Genomic DNA, 18,369 nt, shown 5'->3' on the forward strand with positions numbered 1-18,369 from the left:
TCCTCAGTCAGCTGTTTCGATTACTTCTTCACTTTCAGTTTTTCTAGGCTGATATTCTGAGGCCATTTTTGCCAAAGCCTTGATATGATCCGGGGTTGTTCCACAGCAGCCTCCAACGATATTGAGCATTCCTTCTTTCATGAAGTCTCTTACCTGATCGGCCATTTCATTGGCTCCTTGATCATAAGCGCCAAATTCATTTGGAAGGCCTGCATTGGGGTATGCAGAAACAAAGAACGGAGCTTTGTTGGACAATACTTTTAGATAGGGTCTCAGTTCTTTGGCTCCCAAAGCACAATTCAATCCAACAGAAAGTAATGGAACATGAGAAACAGAAATCAAAAATGCCTCAGTGGTTTGTCCTGAAAGTGTTCTTCCAGAAGCATCTGTAATGGTTCCAGAAATCATAATTGGAATACCACCTTCTCTTGGGTCCAATGGCAATCCTCTTTCCTCAAAAACATCCTGAATAGCATATAAAGCAGCCTTTGCATTCAAAGTATCGAAGATGGTTTCTACCAGAAGTATATCCACTCCGCCATCCAACAAGCCTCGAACTTGCTCGGCATAGGCCGTAGCTAGCTCATCAAAAGTCACAGCTCTATAACCTGGATCATTGACATCAGGAGAAATGGAAGCTGTACGGTTAGTTGGTCCCATCGCACCTGCTACAAAGCGAGGTTTTTCAGGGTTCTTGGCGGTAAATTCATCTGCCACCTCTCTTGCCAATTTTGCAGACTCAAAATTGATAGCATAAGCCAATTTTTCCAATCCGTAATCTGCTTGGGCTATAGTAGTTCCCGAGAAAGTATTGGTTTCAATAATATCTGCTCCAGCCTCAAAATATTCAGCATGAATTGCTTTGATGATATCTGGGCGACTTAGAGAAAGTAAATCGTTATTGCCTTTGAGAGCTTTTGGGTGATCTTTTAATTCAGGAGTTCTGAAATCCTCTTCGGTCAGGGTATACCGTTGGATCATAGTACCCATAGCACCATCCAGTATCAATATACGTTCCTGAAGTAATTTGAGAAGAGTTTCCGTTCTGTTTTGCATAATTGTAATTTTCAAAAAGCTAATCGAGCAAAACCACGGAGGAAAGTACAGAGTACCTATTCCGCTCATCTGTTTCCGGTTTTTCCAGAATGGGAGTTAGCACCTTGAAGACAGGTTGCTAAGACGTCTTTGGGCCCTTCCCTCGGTCTTTCTCGATAAGCAGACCAAAGGTAACAGCTATTTTAGAATAAAACAGCCCGTAGATTGGAATTTTCAATCAATATTATCAAAAGGATTGGCTCAAATGATCAAGGTCTCACTCCAATGCCAAACATCAGGTAAGGTGCAGTCATATAATCCGCCATATCCAATTCGCCTAAGCGGTAATTTGCTAAAGCTAATTCATACCCTGCAGCGGCAGTAAAAACCAGATCAAAAAGCTTCATTTTAGTCATTGGAATCGCATATTCGACAAAAACTTCTGGTTTGGCCATTAAGCCCGAATTCTTTAAATAGCCGTCAAATTTTCTCTGTTCGAAAAGCTCAGGAAAATCAGGCTTATCATTTTTCAAAATAGTATAACGTAAGTTCCCGTATCCTATTCCTCCTGTAGCTCCAAACCCAAAGTTTTTATATTGAAGCGCCTTATAACCCAAATTTGCATATATCCTCAGACTGTTCAAAGATTGAGTTTGAGTGCTGGAAGCATCACCTTTCATCGCCAAGTTATAAACCTCAGCACCATAGAGTAGCTTTTCATTTTCACCCTGTATTTTAAGTCCTAGGTTCGAAGGGGTTCCATCCAATTCATCATATCCATGATCAGACAAAATAGAATTGAATTTTTTAGGAGAAGTAAAATGAAAGCCTGTAATCAGATGGGCTGAGATAGAAGCGTCTTTGTAGAAGAAATTTCTATCCGGAAGGGAAATCCCCGCTCCAACTCTGAAAAAAGCACCACTTTGGGTATTATCAAAAGAAAGACCATTCATTTGCCATTTTCCTTCAAATGGACTAAATGCATATCCCATTTTTGCAATGACGGAAAGAGCTTCTTCCCTTCCGGGAATATCAAAATCATAACTCAACTGGAAACCAATTTCAGTCAAAAAATCTCCATAATTCCTGGATCCTTTTTGAATGTCGTTTTTCCGAAGGATAAATCCTTTTTCAGGATCTTCTAGAAACGATTCTAAACTGGAAGGTCTCTCAGAAGGAAGCATTTGAAAATTCAGGTATCCAACTCCCAAGGACATATAATGAATCAATTGGAATTTAGACTCCTCCGTAAATGCATATCCAATATTTAATAGAGCGCGTGAAGTTCTAAAACCCATTTTGTAACCATCGAATTCGCTATAGGAGCCTCGGTTATGAATTAACTCCATGCCGATCACAAAATCATTGATCCTACTCTGGTATCCCAGGCCTATTGAATGATATTTATTCCTCAACTCTGATAGCCCCCTTTCTTCCAGCATTTGATTAAACTGGTTGAGTTTTGCACCACTTACTCCCAAGTGTGTATAGAAAGTCGACCTTTTTGTATAAAGTTTCTGGGAAAAAGACTGGTTTCCCCAAATCAAGAAAAGGATTAGCAAAAACGGAATTCTGAAAAAATCAGCTTTTATCATGGTAGGGATTGAGGCAATTGGCTTTTATTCCTGCCTCTCAGGCAAAATTAATGCTAAACATGCATTAGGTCTTTTCTTTTAGTCCTAGAAATTTCACCATTTTGGAATAAAGTACCTCTGGAGTAAATGGTTTTGGTACATATCCATCTATACCCGATTCTATCAAACTTTCTTTTACCTCATGAAAAGACGACGCAGTCAAGGCTAAAATAGGCACCTGTTTTTTGTGATCATCAGGAAATTCCCTGATCATTTTAGCTACAGTAAAGCCATCATAAACAGGCATTTGCAAATCCAACAAAATCAAATCAAAATGTTCTTTTTCAAAACATTCTAAAGTCTCTTGTCCATCAGAAGCTACTACTACTTTTCCGGTATCCCATTTTTTGAGAAATTTCTTGATCAAAATCTGATTGACCATGTTATCTTCTGCCACCAATATAGAGGCACCACTCAAAGACTTTGGAGCAGGCTTTCCGTTTTCTTGGAGTTGATCTACTTGCTCTTTTTCAACCTCAAATTCTAATGTGAACTCAAAAATACTTCCTCCTAAAGGGTTGGCCTTGTATTTAATTTCTCCTCCATGCAACTCAATCAATCGTTTGACAATTGCCAAGCCCAATCCAGTCCCTCCATATTTCCTTGTTGTTTCAGATGAGGCCTGGGTAAATGCTTCAAAGATGGTTTCCAGCTTTTCATCAGGGATTCCTATTCCTGTATCCTCAAATCCAAACTGAATAGAAGTAATACCATCCTGAGGTTTCGATTTTTTGGAAAGTTTGATTTTCACAAAGCCCTTTTCAGTAAACTTGATGGCGTTGGAAAGTAGGTTATTCACGATCTGACCTATCCTAACAGAATCACCCAAAATACTCTTTGGAATCGTTTCGTCAATTTCAACAAATAGTTCCAGAGACTTTTCATTCGCCTGGAAACTATGCGAATGAACGATCCTTCTGATCAGATTTTTAAGATCAAAAGGCATCTTTTCCAACTCTACTTTACCAGAGTCAATTTTGTTATAATCCAGAATATCATTGATCAGAGCCATTAAACTCTCAGCGGAGAATTGCAAAGTTTTCAGATTTTCCAGTTGATCTGCCCGAGGATTATCCTCCATGAGAAAATGAGCCAATCCAATTACCGCATTCATCGGAGTTCGAATTTCATGACTCATAACAGAAAGAAACTGTGACTTTATCAAAGATGCCTGCTCAGCCCGCTCTTTTGCTTTTACCAATTCATCTTGGGCTTCTTTGAGTTTGGAAATATCTCGTGCTATCCCGGTATACATTCTGGTTTTTCCATCCTTGTCCAAAACCATTTGACCATTGGTATTGAACACCCGATAATCTCCATTCTTATGCCTCAGTCGGAATTCCAGGTATTGGTTTTTGGCCAAAAAGTCTGTGTTTTCCTCTAAAATCCCCTGAAAAACTTCCAGATCATCTGGATTGATATATTCAAAAATATTTTTTCCGATTACCTCAGAAGCTTCATAACCCAAAAACTGATTGATATTAGGAGAAAGGTAATCCAACGTAAAATCCTCTGACAAAGAGAAAATCACCTCTGTTGAGCTTTCTACAAGGGTTCTAAACTTCTCCTCTGAATTCTTCAGGTTCTCTTTAGCTTGGTGTTCCTCAGTAATATCCCTGATAATGCTCAAGGCATATTCAACCTTGCCAAATTCTAAAATTGGCCGAATGATCCTGTGATACCTTCTTTCTTTGATAAAGAATTCAGATTCCACAATTTCCTGATCATTATAAACTTTATCTAAAATTTCGGAAACAACCTGCTGATCTGTCAAAGCTATATCACTTAAATATTTGCCTTCAAAATCTTCAGGAGTCATTTCCCAATAGTCGAAGTTGGTTCCTTCTGCAACGATATATTTCCGGTCTTTATCAATAAGGAAAATATTGGTACCTGGGATATTCGAAGCCAATACTCGATATTGCTTTTCCTTTTCTTCCTTAAAAGCCTCAAAGTTTTTACGGTCCGTGATATCTTGAAACAATCCTTGATGGAGAACAATATCCCCAGATTCATTTTTGACATCGCTGGTTTTGTCTTCCACCCAAATGACCTCACCCTTAGGAGTGATTATCCTGAATTCTCCTGAGAATGAAACCACTCCATTATTCCTCCTAGATTTCTTTTGCATCTCCCGAATAATCTGGGAGTCATCGGGATGAAGCAAATCCAAGAATGAAACTTTCTGACTCATGAGTTCATTTGACTGGTAGCCAAATTGACTTATATTTTCTGAAATGTAATAAATCCTGTAATCGTCATTTGGGTCTATCTGAAATAGCACTGCAGGACTGTTCTCAACAATCACTCTTGCCCTACTCGCCAACCTTTCATTCTCATATTTGTCGGTTAAATCCCTAAGAATTATAGAGTATCCTATTTTATCTTTTCCATCTGCATGAATCCCTTGAATTGAAACCTCAAATGGAATTTTATCACTAGAGTAATTTTGGATAAAAACCTCATTCTTCCAGACATCACCAACCTTCAAATTTTCGGCTATTGATTGAAATTTGGCCTTTCTTGGCAGGTTCCAATTAATTAAAGACTCTATATGTTTGGATAAACAGCTGTTTTTCTCTGAATCACAAAATTGAAGTGCTGCTTCATTAAGATATATGACTTCATACTCCAGATTGGCTACAATTATCGGGTCATTTACCTGCGTTAAAATTTGCGATTGAAGCCTTAAATAGTCCTCTGCAGCTCTTTTGTGACTGATGTCCGTACAAAAACCGTTTACTTCGAGTCCCTGACCAAAAACATCCTTTTTACTCTCTATCTCATAGGCAATGTAGGTAGTCTTCCCTTCTTTATTCTTGATGGTGAACTCCCCAGAGACTTTTGACTTTTTGGATATGCTTTGTTTTAGGTTTTTTACAAATTCCTTTCTGTAGGGATTTTCAATTTTTAGAATAAGAGAAGAAAATTCAGCTGATATAGGCTGCTCCCCCAAGCCAAATAACTTTGCCAAGCCTCCAGACATATAAAACACATCTTTTGCGTGGCTATATTTCCAAGAGCCCGATTTAGAAAGATGCTCCGTAGTTGTCAAAAGGTTCTCATTCCTTTCGATCTTACGGTTCATCAAATTTCCAATATAGGCACTGGCCAGAATATCGCCTACTTGGCGAAAAATCTGTAATTCCTTCTCAATTAATTCAAAGTTTTCAGATTCAATTTCAAACAAAATCACTCCCAGTAGTTTAGAAATCGAAACCATGGGTATCATCAATATCTTGTCTGAATTTTCATCCTCTTCGCGATCCACCAACTTTACCATTTCGGCTTCCAAGCGCCTTTTCCTTCCGGAAATTATTTGCTCAATTTCCTTAGGTTGGAAAATATCCCGCTTATCAAGACTCCAAGTATTCAATATTTCAAAACCTTCAGTTTCTTTATTTAAAACCGCAATCGCTGATTTTCTTGCTCGCAAAAAATAACTGAACCTACTCAAAAATTCCTGGAAATTATCTTCCAGATTCTGAAGTCGACTATTAATAAATCGAGAAGAGATTTGGTTGATCAAATTCTCTATTTCATACCTTTTCTGAAGGGATTTATCCGTCTCTATAAAATCAGTAATATCTCTGCTAGAAAAAAGAATTCCTTGAATTTGAGGATGATCCAAAAGATTCTTAGCATAACTCTCCAAGTAAACATGCTCACCTTTAGAACTATGTATCCAAAAATCGATTGAAACTTCTTCATTGGTTTTTAAAGCATCATCAAAATCACCTTTTACCAATTCAATTATTCCTGCCTCTTGAAAATCTTTGAAATTTCTGCCGATGATATCATCCACTTCAAAGCCCAGCTTTTCACCAACAGACTCCGAAATAAATTTGTAATTCCCATTCTCATCCAAAATAGCTATCAAATCATGGCTATGATGGATGATACTTTGCATGTAGCCTAGCTTCTGATTTGCTTCACTTTCACTTTTTAGAATCGAAAAATCTGAATTGAATCCGAAGGAATTTCTGATTTTATTGGCCTTAACAATCAAAAATTTGGAACTGTAAGAAGAAGGAAGATTGACAAATCCCCATTCAAACCGTTCTAGTTCACCATTTTTCTTTTGGAGAGAGTGAAAATAATAAACATCAGGAACTACACCATTTGTAAAAAAGTCAGTGATCATCTCAATCATTTCAGGATTGGAAAACCAAGCCTTCCAATCGTATGAAAGATTAGCGTAATTTTCTTTAGCATAATCATTCCAAAAAATAATCTCATCGGAGTCCATTAAGAATAATGGCTCCTTGACTTCATTGAAAAAGTTTGAAATATCGAATTGATTAAAATCACTCATTAGTAATCGAGCAAATTTGCTTTGGTCTCTTTTAGTTCTACTAAGCAAAGAAAGTAATTATTTCAGTACTTCATCCCCCACGACAAATATCAGATAGACGACAAACACCCCTCTACTTGATTGCAAATATTTTTATCACATCAAAGCAACCTATCCTGAAATCCTTCGTGATAATTGATAGTTTTAATTTAACCTATTTCAAATGATTATTTCAACCACCAACAATTTAGAAGGCCACAAAATCGAAGAATATCTAGGAATCGTATCCGGTGAAACCATTATCGGAGCCAATGTATTCAAGGATTTCTTTGCCAGTATCACCGATATCGTAGGCGGTAGAGCGGGTGCTTATGAGCAAGTATTAAGAGAAGCTAAGGCAACTGCTATGGCCGAAATGGAAATGCAAGCCCGTTCTTTTGGCGCAAATGCAATTATCGGAATTGACCTAGACTACGAAACAATCCGGGACGGAATGCTGATGGTCACCGCAGCTGGAACTGCAGTCAAAACCTCGAGATTATAAATTATCAGCCCTGGTTATCCAGGGCTTTTTTAATGGCTGAAATTACCTTGGGATGATCAGCTTTTTTAATGAAATGATTGTCAACGATTGCTAAAGGAGACGATTTGCACATATCCATACACTTAGTGGAAATCAACTTGCAAGTCCCTTTCCATTCACCTTCTGAAAATTCTTTTTTCAGACTCTTTTTCAACTGCTTTGAGCCTGCTTTTTTGCAATCAGACCCAGCGCAAACAAAAACCAACTCCCTCTTATGTTTCATTATCCTCCAGAAACTGCCTGTAACATTAACCCGCACAAATAAGCTCCGTATGTTCCTACCGCATATCCCAATACAGCTAGCAAAACACCTACAGGAGCCAAAGAAGCATCAAATGCCGAAGCCACAATGGGAGCTGAAGCGGCACCACCCACATTGGCTTGTGATCCTACCGCCACATAAAAGAAAGGAGCTTTGATAATCCAAGCCACGATTAGCATAATGATAATATGGAATATCATCCATAGAATCCCAATCAGGAATAAAATCGGATTATCCAAGACCGCCCCCAAATCCATTTGCATACCTATAGTGGCAACCAATACATACAAAAATACGGATCCAAAGCGTGAAGCACCAGCTCCTTCTAAGTTTCTTGCTTTTGTAAATGAAAGTAAAAGGCCTGCAGTAGTAGCAATTACTACGATCCAAAAAAATGTTGAATCCAATGAATATTGCTTGAGCGATGGATAATTTTCAGAAATGAAAGGGGCTAGAAAATCTGCGATAATGTGGGAAATACCTGTGATACCGAATCCCGCCCCTAAAATCACCATAGTGTCAGAAAGGGTTGGGATCTTCATCACTTTTGCTCGAAATTCAGCAATTTTATCTCGCAATTCGAAAATCGCACGGGTATCAGCTTTAAAAAACCGATCGATTTTTTCTGGTTTGGCGGCCCAGTATAATAGGAATCCCGTCCAGATATTAGCAACTAGAACATCGACAGCAATCATCTGAGCAAACAAATCCGAGCTAGCTCCAAAAACTTCCAACATGGCTGTTTGATTAGCTCCTCCACCTATCCAAGAACCGGCAATCGTAGCCAATCCTCTCCAGATGGCATCTGGACCTTCCACCCCCAACAAGTCTGGTTGGATAAACCCAACAGTCATCAAAGCCAAAGGGCCTCCTAACATAATTCCGAGCGTCCCTGCCAGAAACATGGTCAAGGCTTTTGGTCCCAATTTTAAAATAGCCTTTAGATCAATACTAATGGTGAAAAGAACCAAAGAAGCTGGCAATAGATACCGTGAGGCAACAAAATACAGATTGGAATCCTCTCCTGAAATAATTCCAAAGGAGTTTAAAAGAGCAGGGATAAAATAACAGAGCAAAACGGAGGGAACCACCCTGTAGAACTTCTGAAAAAATATGCTTTTGCTTGCAGCAGTATAAAAAATCATTGCCAAAACGGCCATCAATAATCCAAATACCACTGCATCGTTGGTAATCAAAGGGCTGTGTTCTTCCATAGTCTGTATTTACTCAATTGCAACAATACCAACAAAAGCTAAGAAGCCCAAGGAGATTATTTCCCGGTGTTTAATAACTGGATGAATTCGCCCAAAATCATGGCTGTAGCACCCCAAACCATTTCTTGGTCTATTTCAAAATAAGGAGTATCCAGTTTCAGTTGATCATTGATTTCCAATATCGTCGTCTTATTAATCTCTGGAGAAATCAATTGAGATACTTGAGTGGGAATAATTCGCTGTACTTCTCTTATTTCCGGAACGAAATCGGGAATTTCATTTGAAATCCCTACGATGGGACTCACCAAAAAATTACTCGCAGGCACAAATAAATCCGTGATTTTGCCAAGGATTTCCACTTTATCTGGATCAATTGAAACTTCCTCCTGTGCCTCCCGCAAAGCCGTAAAAATCAAACTTTCATCTTCTTTCTCCATTTTCCCTCCTGGGAAAGCGATTTGACCACTATGAACACCTGGGTATTCAGGTCTTTTGATCAACGGAAAAAAAGCTTGACCATTTTGAGGATAGATTAGAATTAATACTGCTCCTTTTCGGTGATTTGGAGGAAGTTTCGGATCGAAACGACTCATATTGATGGGTCTGGGAGACATCCTCATCTGTGCCTCTTTTCCAGGCAAAGGTTGATTGATGGAATATTTTAATCGTTGAACGACCTGCTCAAACTCCATTTTAGCTCAATTCCAATTTTTTGATTTTTTGATTAAGATAGGATTCCTTCTCGTAATCTTGAGCCACTCGCTTCATCCTAAACTGCTCCAGAATTTGTTTATTCACATTGATTAGCCAAGCCATAGGTCTATAGCCTTCCTCTTCCATGAAATAACCCAAAACGAGAAATTCCTCTTCATTCAACCACATTCCTTCCTCAAACATTCCTGAAGGTCCCATAAAAAGTAGCCGTTCCTTCATCCCATCGGCTTTATACCAAGCAACCTCCGAATCGGGATTGAGGTAAGGATTTCCGTTTTCATCCTGTTCCTCTACCTTATAAGAATAGATATCTACAGTCCCATTTCCACCTGGATGCTTGATTTGATAGGGAAATAGCGGATCATTTTCCAGAATCGGATTCTTCTCAGGCATTTCAAAACCATCTAAAGAATCAGCAAACATCAATTCGAAATCGACTCCAGTAAATCTACCGGTTTTGGAAACCCAATGTTCATACCAATCCTTTTTTGAGGCCAAAGCTAAATCCAATCGGGTAGCAAAATCATCCAAGCTCACTCCAGTTGAGGATTCAGTGGATTTTTCTTCCGTTTCTGTCGAGTTTTGGCAGGCGAAAGCCAATAAAATAAAAACTCCTATATAGAGATTTGAAATGGATCTTCCCATGAAATTCAGGTTGCAAAATATGAAGCTAAATCAAGAGCCCTAAAAAAACAAAAAAGGCCGGAATATAACTCCGACCTTTTCCTGCTCTCAAACCTATTAAACCTATTGTAGATATTCAATTCATGAATACGACCGAAAAGTAGAAAATGTTTTTATATACACCAAACAATCGATTGCGAAACTTTTTCAAAATTTTCTTTCCCAAGACATTTTCCGCTTAAACCGCTCAGAATCAACACTATTTTAGAATATTTTTTTTCAAACTTTTTTTTGAAAGATTTTAAGTTGATTTGGATCAAAAATTATTCATCGTTTTCTTCCTCATTCTTAAAAAATCACCTTCCTATTATTTTAGTAATTCCTACCAAACTAACGTTTGAAAAAGGATCTTTTTACTATTTTTCAGAATGCCGTATTCAACACATTCTTTTGCCGAAAGAATTTTCCAAGGATTCCTAAGCTATGTAGTTTCATTTAAAACCTACACCAGGCTTGCTCCGCGATATTTTCGGGAAAAAAACTGGACCGCAACCCAGCTGAATCATAGACAAAGGCTGAGACTTTACAAGGACTTGCTCTTTCCTTTGGTAGATGAGCTCAAAGAAGTTTTGGGAGCTGAAAACACCAATAGAGGAATCTGGAAAGAAATCAGGAATCATTACAACCATCTAATCCATTCTCGACAAGACATTGAATTGGCTGAGACCTTTTTTAACTCAGTGATAAGAAAAGTCTATACTGGATTAGCCGCAGATGAAGAGCTAATGTACCTCATGGAAGGCCACAATACTTGTGAAGTCTATGCACTTGACGATTTGATCAACATCTACCCTTCCTCTATGGGTTTGGAACCTATTCTGAGGAAAATGCTGGATGATTATGACTTCGGTGCCCCTTTTATGGACAAAGAGGCGGATATCCAGTTTTTGGTAAATAGTGTAAGAAAAGTCATCCTAACTCGGTATAGACCTAGCCCAGATACTACAACACAAATCCTAAAATCAGTTTTCTATAGAAATAAAGCAGCCTACCTGATTGGGAGAACCTACGTAGGGCATAAATGGATGCCCTTTATCATACCAATTCTCCATGGTCCAAGAGGAATTTTTGTGGATACACTCATTTTCGACCCAAATATGATGAGTAGCATGTTCAGTTTTACTCGCTCCTACTTTATGGTGGAAGCGGACATTCCTTCTCAGGTGGTTTCTTTCCTAAGTTCTGTGATTCCCCATAAAAAAACCCACGAACTTTATAATGCTATTGGCTTTAATAAACATGGCAAAACCCTTTTTTATCGGGATTACCTTTTGCAATTGGATCAAAGTCTGGATCAGTTTATAGTAGCTCCCGGAATCAAAGGAATGGTGATGACTGTATTCACCTTACCCTCCCTCAATGTGGTTTTCAAATTGATCAAGGATCATTTTGAGCCACCCAAGAATATGACCCGGCAGGAAGTGCGGGATAAATATAAGCTTGTCTCTCTGCATGATCGTGTTGGTCGAATGGCAGACACCCATGAATTTGAGTATTTCAAACTTCCATTAAGCCGAGTAAGTCCTGAATTGCTCAAAGAGTTGAGAAACACCACCAATTCGCTGCTCCGAATAGAAGGAGATTCATTGATTATCAAGCACCTATACACAGAGAGAAAGATGGTTCCTTTGAACATCTATCTGGAAGATTGCAGTACGGAAGAAGGAAATAATGTCACTGAGGATTACGGGAGAGCCATTCTCCAATTGGCGCAGGCAAATATTTTTCCAGGAGATATGATGACCAAAAATTTCGGGTTGACACGCCAGAAAAGAGTGATTTTCTATGACTATGATGAAATCGAGTTTTTGACAGATATGAATTTCCGGGCAAAACCTAAAGCGGAAACCTACGAACAAATCTATGCCTCCGAACCCTGGTATGATATCGCCAAAAATGATGTTTTTCCAGAAGATTTTAGGCGCTGGATGATAGGAAGAACTGATTTGAAGCAACATTTTCTGGAGTATAATAAAAACCTTTTTGATCCCGAATACTGGCAGAAAATTCAAGAAAAAATCCTCAAAGGAGAGTTTATCCATGCTTTTCCTTACCCAAATGAAATCCGTTTTCGTCCTAAGGAGAAAGTTTAAGTTTCTCAAATCTCTCAGAAGCAGTATTTTTGCAAATCTTAAAAGTCTTTCTTGACCCTACATATCACCTTATTACCCTTTGAAAGAGACTGCCATTTCCACCCGAAAGCTTATACTGAAAACTCCAGACGATGATGATCGCCCTGTTTATATTTCAGGGGATTTCAACGATTGGGCCACCCAGGATTTTCACTTTAAAATGAATAAAATCGAAACCGGAAAGTATGAGTTTGAATTTCCAGATCAAGAAAAATTCAAGGGAAAACTTACTTACAAATTCACCAAAGGCGATTGGTCTGAGGTAGAAATTGATCGCTATGGAAATCGTACTCCTAACCGTATTTGGGATGATGGGAAAGATTCTCGAATTGAAAAAGTAGCCAAATGGAGAAAAAACTGGCTTCCTTATAGACCCAGTCAACTTCCGCAGATCCATCTGATCTCAGAGGAATTCGAAATTCCTCAGCTCAATAAGACCCGCAAAGTCTGGGCATTACTCCCACATGACTACGATACAAGTACCGAGGAATATCCTGTGCTTTATCTTCAAGATGCCCAAAATCTTTTCAATGAAAATGCGGATTATGGAAACTGGCAGATTGATAAGAAGCTAGCAGTCATGTCTGACTACGGGATCGGAAAAATAATCATCATAGCCATCGAGCATGGAGAAACTGAAAGGCTGCAGGAATACAATGTTGGAAGAACGGTCCTTGGGAAAGGAGACGGGAAACAATACATCCGTTTTATTACAGACACGCTTAAACCTTTTGTAGATCAAAAATTTAGAACCAAACCCGAGCGAGAATTCACGGGAATCGGAGGAAGTTCTATGGGAGGATTGGTCAGTATTTTCGCCGGTTTAATTTACCCCGAAGTATTTGGCAAACTCATGGTCTTCTCCCCTTCTCTTTGGGTGATTCCCAAAATCAAACTGGGCTTTTTGGATTTCTTTGATCCACAGGAAACCAGATTGTATCTCTATGCCGGTGGTGACGAAAGCGAAACCATGGTCAAACACGTAACCAAATTCAGAAAGAGGTTATTGAAAAGGGAAAGTCTTCAGGGGAAGATGAAAGTCCGACTTTCCATCAATGAACAAGGAAAACACAATGAAAGCTATTGGAGCGATGAGTTCCCCAAAGCAATAGAATGGCTTTTTTTCAGCGATAAATCAGAGTAAATATGACTATTCAAATCAATCCCAATCAAGTACCAGCCGGATCAGTGCACGTACTTCCATTTTTAGAGGCTTCAAGCATCCAATTCACAAATTCTCAAGGTGAAATCATTCCAGTCAACTCTTCTCTCTTTTCGGGGAAAAAGGACTCATTCTACACTTTGGAGTCCGCTGGTCAACTCTTTTTACTAGTAGGTTTGGGAGAAAAGCCTGATTACAAATCCGTAGAAACTAGCTTCCGAAAAATCCTTTCCAAACATGGTGAAATCATCTCAGATCATTTGGTTTTGAACCTAGGTCAAACTTTGAATACTGGGCTTCTAGAAGCGGCTTTGGTAGGCTTTTTCTTGGGGAATTACCATTTGGATCATTACAAAAAGGAAAGAAAAAAGACTTTTGAGGATCTTAACCTCAGCATTAATTCAGAGGATAATTCTATCGAATCCATTTTAAAGAGAGCCCAAAAAATTGCTGTAGCAAAGATTGAGACTTTTGAATTGGTTGATCTTCCACCTAATAAAATCATCCCTGAATACCTGGCTGGCTGGGCCAAAAATCTGGAGAAGAACCCAGGTGTTACTGTTCAGGTTTTTGACACGAAAAAAGCCCAAGAATTGGGTTTGGAGGCCTTTTTGGCGGTTGGCCGAGGTTCTGCCAAAGCCCCTCAATTCATTGTTGTTGAATATAGAAATGCCCAAGCTTCCAAACATCTGGGTTTGGTGGGAAAAGGTGTCACCTTCGATACGGGAGGACTGAACATCAAAACTCAAGGCATGCATTACATGAAGTCCGACATGGGAGGTGCTGCCACGGTCTTGGGAGCTACCAAACTGATCACTGACCTACAGATTCCCATCAATTTGACTACGATCGTACCAGCTGTGGAGAATGCGGTTGATAAAGATGCTTTTCTTCCTTCGGAAATCATCGGATCCCATGCAGGACTTTCCATAGAAGTGGTGGATACAGATGCAGAAGGCAGGTTGATTTTGGCAGATGGGCTCTCCTATTTAATTGAAACATATCAACCGGATCAGGTGATAGATTTCGCAACTCTGACTGGAAGTGCTGTGGGTACTTTCGGATATGAGTGCGCTGCCCTATTCTCCAATAACGAGGAGTTTCAGAAAGCAATTCAAGAGGCAGGAATGGCCATGGGAGAAAAATCCTGGCCTTTACCACTGTGGGAATCTTATGGAAAAGAGATGGATTCTGAGGTAGCAGACATCCGAAATTACCATGGAAAACCATTGGCAGGAGCCATTACAGCTGCCAAATTTTTACAGGCTTTTACCCATGAGCACCCTTCTTGGGCACATTTGGATATAGCCGGTGTAGCCTATGCCGATACTGACTTTGCAAAAACCAAAGCCGGAACCGCTTTTGGTGTGGGATTATTACTTAAATTCATCGAAAATCAATTGTAGTTTTATGGAACATGCTGGCAAGACTTTTTTGTGTATTTCCAATTTTTTTAAGGGAAATGCATTTTTAACTTCTCTCAAGAAACAAGGAAACAGGGTCTTTTTGGTGACTTCTGAAAACCTAAGAGACAAACCTTGGGCCTTTGAATCCATTGACGAAGTTTTCTATATGCCTGGCCAGGACCTAGATTGGGATTTGCAAGTCTTGCTTCAAGGCGTAGGTGGATTGATGAAAGACAATAAAATCGATTCCATCATTTCTTTGGATGATTACGATGTAGAAAAAGCCACATTCCTTCGGGAAAACCTTCGTATCCCAGGCATGGGACAAACAACAGGTCGTTATTTCAGGGATAAATTGGCCATGCGAATCAAAGCGCAGGATTCAGGAATCAAAGTTCCGGCCTTCTCTCCTCTTTTCAACAATGAGGACATCAATCAGTTTGCAGATCATATTCCTGCTCCTTGGGTTCTGAAACCAAGGTCCGAGGCTTCCGCTCATGGGATCATCAAAGTTTATAACAAAGAAGAACTATGGAAGCACATCAATGAATTGGGAGACAATCGCCTCTATTACTTAGTGGAGCAATTTAAACCCGGTGATGTATATCATGCTGACGGGCTATTGCTTCAAGGCAAAAGTTTGTTTTTGACTGTTTCCAAATACCTGACCACTCCGATGGAAATTTCCCAAGGTGGGGGGATTTTCAGATCAGCCAATCTGCCTTATGGTTCTGCAGATGACAAGGCTATCAAAAAAGCGAATCTGGCCATTATGAAGGCCTTTGGGATGCAATCAGGAGCTACACACACCGAATTTATCAAATGCCACGAAGATGGAGAAATCTACTTTTTGGAAACCTCATCTCGGGTAGGTGGAGCGCATTTGGCTGAAATGGTGGAAGCCGCCACTGACATCAATTTATGGGCTGAATGGGCAAAAATCGAGGATTCATTGGCAAAGGAAACGGCTTATGAATTGCCAAAAGTTGCTAAAAACTATGCAGGGATAATTCTTACTCTTTCCAAATATGAGTATCCTGATTTGAGTTCCTTTGATGATCCAGAGGTCTGCTTTCGAGTTCCATTGGAATACCATGCAGGCTTAATTGTCAAAAGCAAAAAACAAGAACGGGTGATGGAACTGTTGGATCATTATGCCGCACGCTTTGCCTCTGAACTATCGACATCGGCTGCTGCTCCAGAGGTAAAGAAGTTTCATTAAAACTTCTCCGCTATCCCTAAATCAGCTATAATAAAATAGTAATTAACAGGATGTTCAAATATCTTTCAATTCTGCTAATCTTCTTTTCTTGTTCTACAAAACAGGAAGATTGTCTGGAGAAATTCAACAATGAAATTGGAGAAGAGTATGCAATTGCATTGGAGGAATTAACGCTGGAATTTGATCGAAACATCATGAAATCAGACGGTTCCAATTTTGCTGAAAAGTGCCGAAATTTTCTAACGCCTTTATCAGAGGGGAATGATCAATTATTTGTTGAAAGAATTGAAAAAAGAAAAGATCTGATGAAGAAGTTGACCAGCCTGGACACCATGATATTCAATTATGGACATATACAGAATGATTCCCTTTTACTCGTAAGGCATATTACGATTAAAAGGAAAAGCGAGTATATCAAAGCCTTATCAAATTTAAATGGCTGCAGTGATTTGATTACAGAATATATTTCTATCATTGAGTCCGGGTTAGATATTGGACCCGTTCTGGCAGCGAGTGGAGCCGTCAATTCTTTTAAAGACGAAGACTTCGAAAACCTTATAAACAAACGAATTCTCGCAGTTGAAATTTTGCTTCCTTATTTGAGTAATCCTGAATAAGAAAATAAAATATTCAAGTAAGGGTATCGGTCTAAAATTCTAATTTTTACAAATTACACCTTAAAACTTCTCCTCTATCCCCAATCCAAAAAGAGCAAAATCGTATTTGACCGGATCAAGGGGATCAAATTCAAGCAGTTTATCCGTTAGTTCCAAAGCGGTTAACCAATCGGTCTGTTTTCTGGTGATCAACCCCAGCTTCCTCCCTACTCGATCCACATGCAAGTCACAGGGACAGATTAACTGGGATGGTTGAATCTTGTTCCAAATCCCAAAATCCACTCCCTTGTCATCCTTCCTTACCATCCATCGCAAGAACATATTGATACGCTTGCAGGCAGCCTTTCTGGCCGGAGTGGCAATATGTTTTCGGGTTCTCTGAGGTGCATCAGGCAAAGAGAAAAAGAACTCATGAAAGCTAATCAGCAATTTTTCCATGGGCACATCTCCTGACTTTCTTTCAATTAGAAATGCTTCCTCCAATGAATCATGATTTTGGTAAAACCAAGAAAGAAAATGGATAAAATAAAGGGTATCGATATCATTGAAAGTGCGGTGCTTGAAACTTAAAAATATCTGTAAATCAGACTCCTGATGATTCATCAAAAATTCATGGGGAGCATTATCCATCCTTTCGAAAAGCTCGATGCACTTATTGATAATGGTTTTTCTTTGACCCCAGGCCAAGATGGATGCAAAAAAACCGGTTATTTCTATGTCCTGTTTCTTGGAAAACCGGTGTGGAATGGAAATCGGATCATTTGGAATGAATCCTGGCTGATTGTATTGTTCGACTTTTTCGTCAAGAAAACCTTTCAGATCCATCATCAAAGGGCAACTTTCACTTCTCCCCCTTGAATTCCATCAAACCATTTGAAAGAGAGTTCATTTTCAACCTTATCCGACACATGCCAATCAAAGCATTTGATATTGGTGAGTGGCCTCAGGGAATCCTCATCAGGATCATAAAGGCAGATATCAAAATCAGGCAAATCTTTCGATTCGGTACTGTTCCATTTTTCCAAAATAAAGCCCTCTTCAATCACTCTGACTTTGTTTCCAAAAACATGATCAGACAAAACCGTTGGTACCCCATCAATCCTTCTCAAAACAAAGCCAGAAGGACCAAACATAATTTGTTTAACCAGTTTAGCCTCCAGCAAATCATTAGAATATGGAAGAGGTTCCCAATCACTTTCCTTGATCACAACTTTGGACCCCTCCGGCCTCAATCGGGTCAGTAGTTGAGACAATTTGGAAAATAGCCAGGTTAGACCGATAAAAATCAAACCAAAACTTGCCAAGATTGGATAAGAAATGACAAAGATGGCATTCCAAATAAAACGGAAGATGTGGTGGAAGAATAGTTGGACCTTGTTCATTACCTGAATTTCCTTGCAAAGGTACCTT

The 18,369-nt window shown here is 39.2% G+C and carries 15 protein-coding genes and 1 riboswitch; of the genes, 6 read left to right on the forward strand and 9 right to left on the reverse strand.

The window, feature by feature from the left end:
• Positions 1-3: 3 nt before the first annotated feature.
• The 3 genes from O0V13_RS17280 to O0V13_RS17290 all read right to left on the reverse strand — a co-directional run bounded on the left by O0V13_RS17280 (position 4) and on the right by O0V13_RS17290 (position 6,984).
• The gene (locus O0V13_RS17280; protein WP_268036232.1) at positions 4-1,056 is read right to left on the reverse strand and encodes a homocysteine S-methyltransferase family protein; all 1,053 of its coding nucleotides are present in this window, start codon (positions 1,054-1,056) and stop codon (positions 4-6) included.
• A gap of 62 nt (positions 1,057-1,118) precedes the next feature.
• Positions 1,119-1,218: riboswitch (SAM riboswitch) on the reverse strand.
• A gap of 86 nt (positions 1,219-1,304) precedes the next feature.
• Entirely contained in the window at positions 1,305-2,630 is a 1,326-nt protein-coding gene (locus O0V13_RS17285; RefSeq protein WP_268036233.1) for a hypothetical protein, read from the reverse strand.
• A 64-nt stretch (positions 2,631-2,694) separates the two neighbouring features.
• Positions 2,695-6,984, reverse strand: coding sequence for a PAS domain S-box protein (locus tag O0V13_RS17290; protein ID WP_268036234.1), 4,290 nt, complete (start codon positions 6,982-6,984; stop codon positions 2,695-2,697).
• A gap of 202 nt (positions 6,985-7,186) precedes the next feature.
• On the opposite strand from O0V13_RS17290, the gene O0V13_RS17295 reads away from it, so the two are divergent.
• Positions 7,187-7,507 carry a YbjQ family protein gene (locus O0V13_RS17295; RefSeq protein ID WP_268036235.1) on the forward strand — a complete coding sequence of 107 codons (321 nt, stop codon included), beginning with the start codon at positions 7,187-7,189 and terminating at the stop codon, positions 7,505-7,507.
• 4 nt (positions 7,508-7,511) lie between these two features.
• Here O0V13_RS17295 and O0V13_RS17300 read toward each other — a convergent pair whose 3' ends face one another.
• Genes O0V13_RS17300 through O0V13_RS17315 form a run of 4 tightly spaced genes read right to left on the reverse strand, consistent with a single transcriptional unit; the run spans position 7,512 to position 10,381 of the window.
• The gene (locus O0V13_RS17300) at positions 7,512-7,769 is read right to left on the reverse strand and encodes a (2Fe-2S) ferredoxin domain-containing protein (protein WP_268036236.1); all 258 of its coding nucleotides are present in this window, start codon (positions 7,767-7,769) and stop codon (positions 7,512-7,514) included.
• Positions 7,769-9,022: a DUF819 family protein gene (locus tag O0V13_RS17305; RefSeq protein WP_268036237.1), complete on the reverse strand. Its 1,254-nt coding sequence runs from the start codon at positions 9,020-9,022 to the stop codon at positions 7,769-7,771. Before O0V13_RS17305 ends, O0V13_RS17300 begins: the two co-directional genes overlap by 1 nt.
• 56 nt (positions 9,023-9,078) lie before the next feature.
• The gene (locus O0V13_RS17310) at positions 9,079-9,714 is read right to left on the reverse strand and encodes an NUDIX hydrolase (RefSeq protein WP_268036238.1); all 636 of its coding nucleotides are present in this window, start codon (positions 9,712-9,714) and stop codon (positions 9,079-9,081) included.
• 1 nt (position 9,715) lies between these two features.
• On the reverse strand, positions 9,716-10,381 hold the full coding sequence (locus tag O0V13_RS17315) for a hypothetical protein (protein WP_268036239.1): 666 nt from the start codon (positions 10,379-10,381) through the stop codon (positions 9,716-9,718).
• 407 nt (positions 10,382-10,788) lie between these two features.
• Here O0V13_RS17315 and aceK point away from each other — a divergent pair, with 407 nt between their 5' ends.
• From aceK to O0V13_RS17340, 5 genes are all read left to right on the forward strand, one after another.
• Positions 10,789-12,513: a bifunctional isocitrate dehydrogenase kinase/phosphatase gene (aceK, locus tag O0V13_RS17320; RefSeq protein ID WP_268036240.1), complete on the forward strand. Its 1,725-nt coding sequence runs from the start codon at positions 10,789-10,791 to the stop codon at positions 12,511-12,513.
• 79 nt (positions 12,514-12,592) lie between these two features.
• Entirely contained in the window at positions 12,593-13,696 is a 1,104-nt protein-coding gene (locus O0V13_RS17325) for an alpha/beta hydrolase (protein WP_268036241.1), read from the forward strand.
• A gap of 2 nt (positions 13,697-13,698) precedes the next feature.
• A complete protein-coding gene (locus tag O0V13_RS17330) occupies positions 13,699-15,120 on the forward strand; it encodes a leucyl aminopeptidase family protein (RefSeq protein WP_268036242.1) in 1,422 nt (473 codons plus the stop codon).
• Between the two features lie 4 nt (positions 15,121-15,124).
• The gene (locus O0V13_RS17335; protein ID WP_268036243.1) at positions 15,125-16,342 is read left to right on the forward strand and encodes an ATP-grasp domain-containing protein; all 1,218 of its coding nucleotides are present in this window, start codon (positions 15,125-15,127) and stop codon (positions 16,340-16,342) included.
• A gap of 50 nt (positions 16,343-16,392) precedes the next feature.
• A complete protein-coding gene (locus tag O0V13_RS17340; RefSeq protein ID WP_268036244.1) occupies positions 16,393-16,959 on the forward strand; it encodes a hypothetical protein in 567 nt (188 codons plus the stop codon).
• A gap of 60 nt (positions 16,960-17,019) precedes the next feature.
• Here O0V13_RS17340 and O0V13_RS17345 read toward each other — a convergent pair whose 3' ends face one another.
• Together O0V13_RS17345 and O0V13_RS17350 are read right to left on the reverse strand one after the other, a co-directional pair.
• Positions 17,020-17,787 carry a TIGR02757 family protein gene (locus O0V13_RS17345; RefSeq protein WP_268036245.1) on the reverse strand — a complete coding sequence of 256 codons (768 nt, stop codon included), beginning with the start codon at positions 17,785-17,787 and terminating at the stop codon, positions 17,020-17,022.
• Positions 17,787-18,341: a hypothetical protein gene (locus O0V13_RS17350; protein WP_268036246.1), complete on the reverse strand. Its 555-nt coding sequence runs from the start codon at positions 18,339-18,341 to the stop codon at positions 17,787-17,789. The genes O0V13_RS17345 and O0V13_RS17350 overlap by 1 nt, the downstream gene beginning before the upstream one ends.
• Between the last annotated feature and the right edge of the window lie 28 nt (positions 18,342-18,369).

The sequence above is a fragment of the Algoriphagus sp. PAP.12 genome (assembly GCF_026652115.1).
GTDB lineage: Bacteria > Bacteroidota > Bacteroidia > Cytophagales > Cyclobacteriaceae > Algoriphagus.

What these genes read in the sequence shown, in the direction of transcription:
- O0V13_RS17280 (WP_268036232.1), bottom strand. Translation starts at nt 1,056, where the DNA reads ATGCAAAACAGAACGGAAACTCTTCTCAAATTACTTCAGGAACGTATA.
- O0V13_RS17285 (WP_268036233.1), bottom strand. Translation starts at nt 2,630, where the DNA reads ATGATAAAAGCTGATTTTTTCAGAATTCCGTTTTTGCTAATCCTTTTC.
- O0V13_RS17290 (WP_268036234.1), bottom strand. Translation starts at nt 6,984, where the DNA reads ATGAGTGATTTTAATCAATTCGATATTTCAAACTTTTTCAATGAAGTC.
- O0V13_RS17295 (WP_268036235.1), top strand. Translation starts at nt 7,187, where the DNA reads ATGATTATTTCAACCACCAACAATTTAGAAGGCCACAAAATCGAAGAA.
- O0V13_RS17300 (WP_268036236.1), bottom strand. Translation starts at nt 7,769, where the DNA reads ATGAAACATAAGAGGGAGTTGGTTTTTGTTTGCGCTGGGTCTGATTGC.
- O0V13_RS17305 (WP_268036237.1), bottom strand. Translation starts at nt 9,022, where the DNA reads ATGGAAGAACACAGCCCTTTGATTACCAACGATGCAGTGGTATTTGGA.
- O0V13_RS17310 (WP_268036238.1), bottom strand. Translation starts at nt 9,714, where the DNA reads ATGGAGTTTGAGCAGGTCGTTCAACGATTAAAATATTCCATCAATCAA.
- O0V13_RS17315 (WP_268036239.1), bottom strand. Translation starts at nt 10,381, where the DNA reads ATGGGAAGATCCATTTCAAATCTCTATATAGGAGTTTTTATTTTATTG.
- aceK (WP_268036240.1), top strand. Translation starts at nt 10,789, where the DNA reads ATGCCGTATTCAACACATTCTTTTGCCGAAAGAATTTTCCAAGGATTC.
- O0V13_RS17330 (WP_268036242.1), top strand. Translation starts at nt 13,699, where the DNA reads ATGACTATTCAAATCAATCCCAATCAAGTACCAGCCGGATCAGTGCAC.
- O0V13_RS17335 (WP_268036243.1), top strand. Translation starts at nt 15,125, where the DNA reads ATGGAACATGCTGGCAAGACTTTTTTGTGTATTTCCAATTTTTTTAAG.
- O0V13_RS17340 (WP_268036244.1), top strand. Translation starts at nt 16,393, where the DNA reads ATGTTCAAATATCTTTCAATTCTGCTAATCTTCTTTTCTTGTTCTACA.
- O0V13_RS17345 (WP_268036245.1), bottom strand. Translation starts at nt 17,787, where the DNA reads ATGATGGATCTGAAAGGTTTTCTTGACGAAAAAGTCGAACAATACAAT.
- O0V13_RS17350 (WP_268036246.1), bottom strand. Translation starts at nt 18,341, where the DNA reads ATGAACAAGGTCCAACTATTCTTCCACCACATCTTCCGTTTTATTTGG.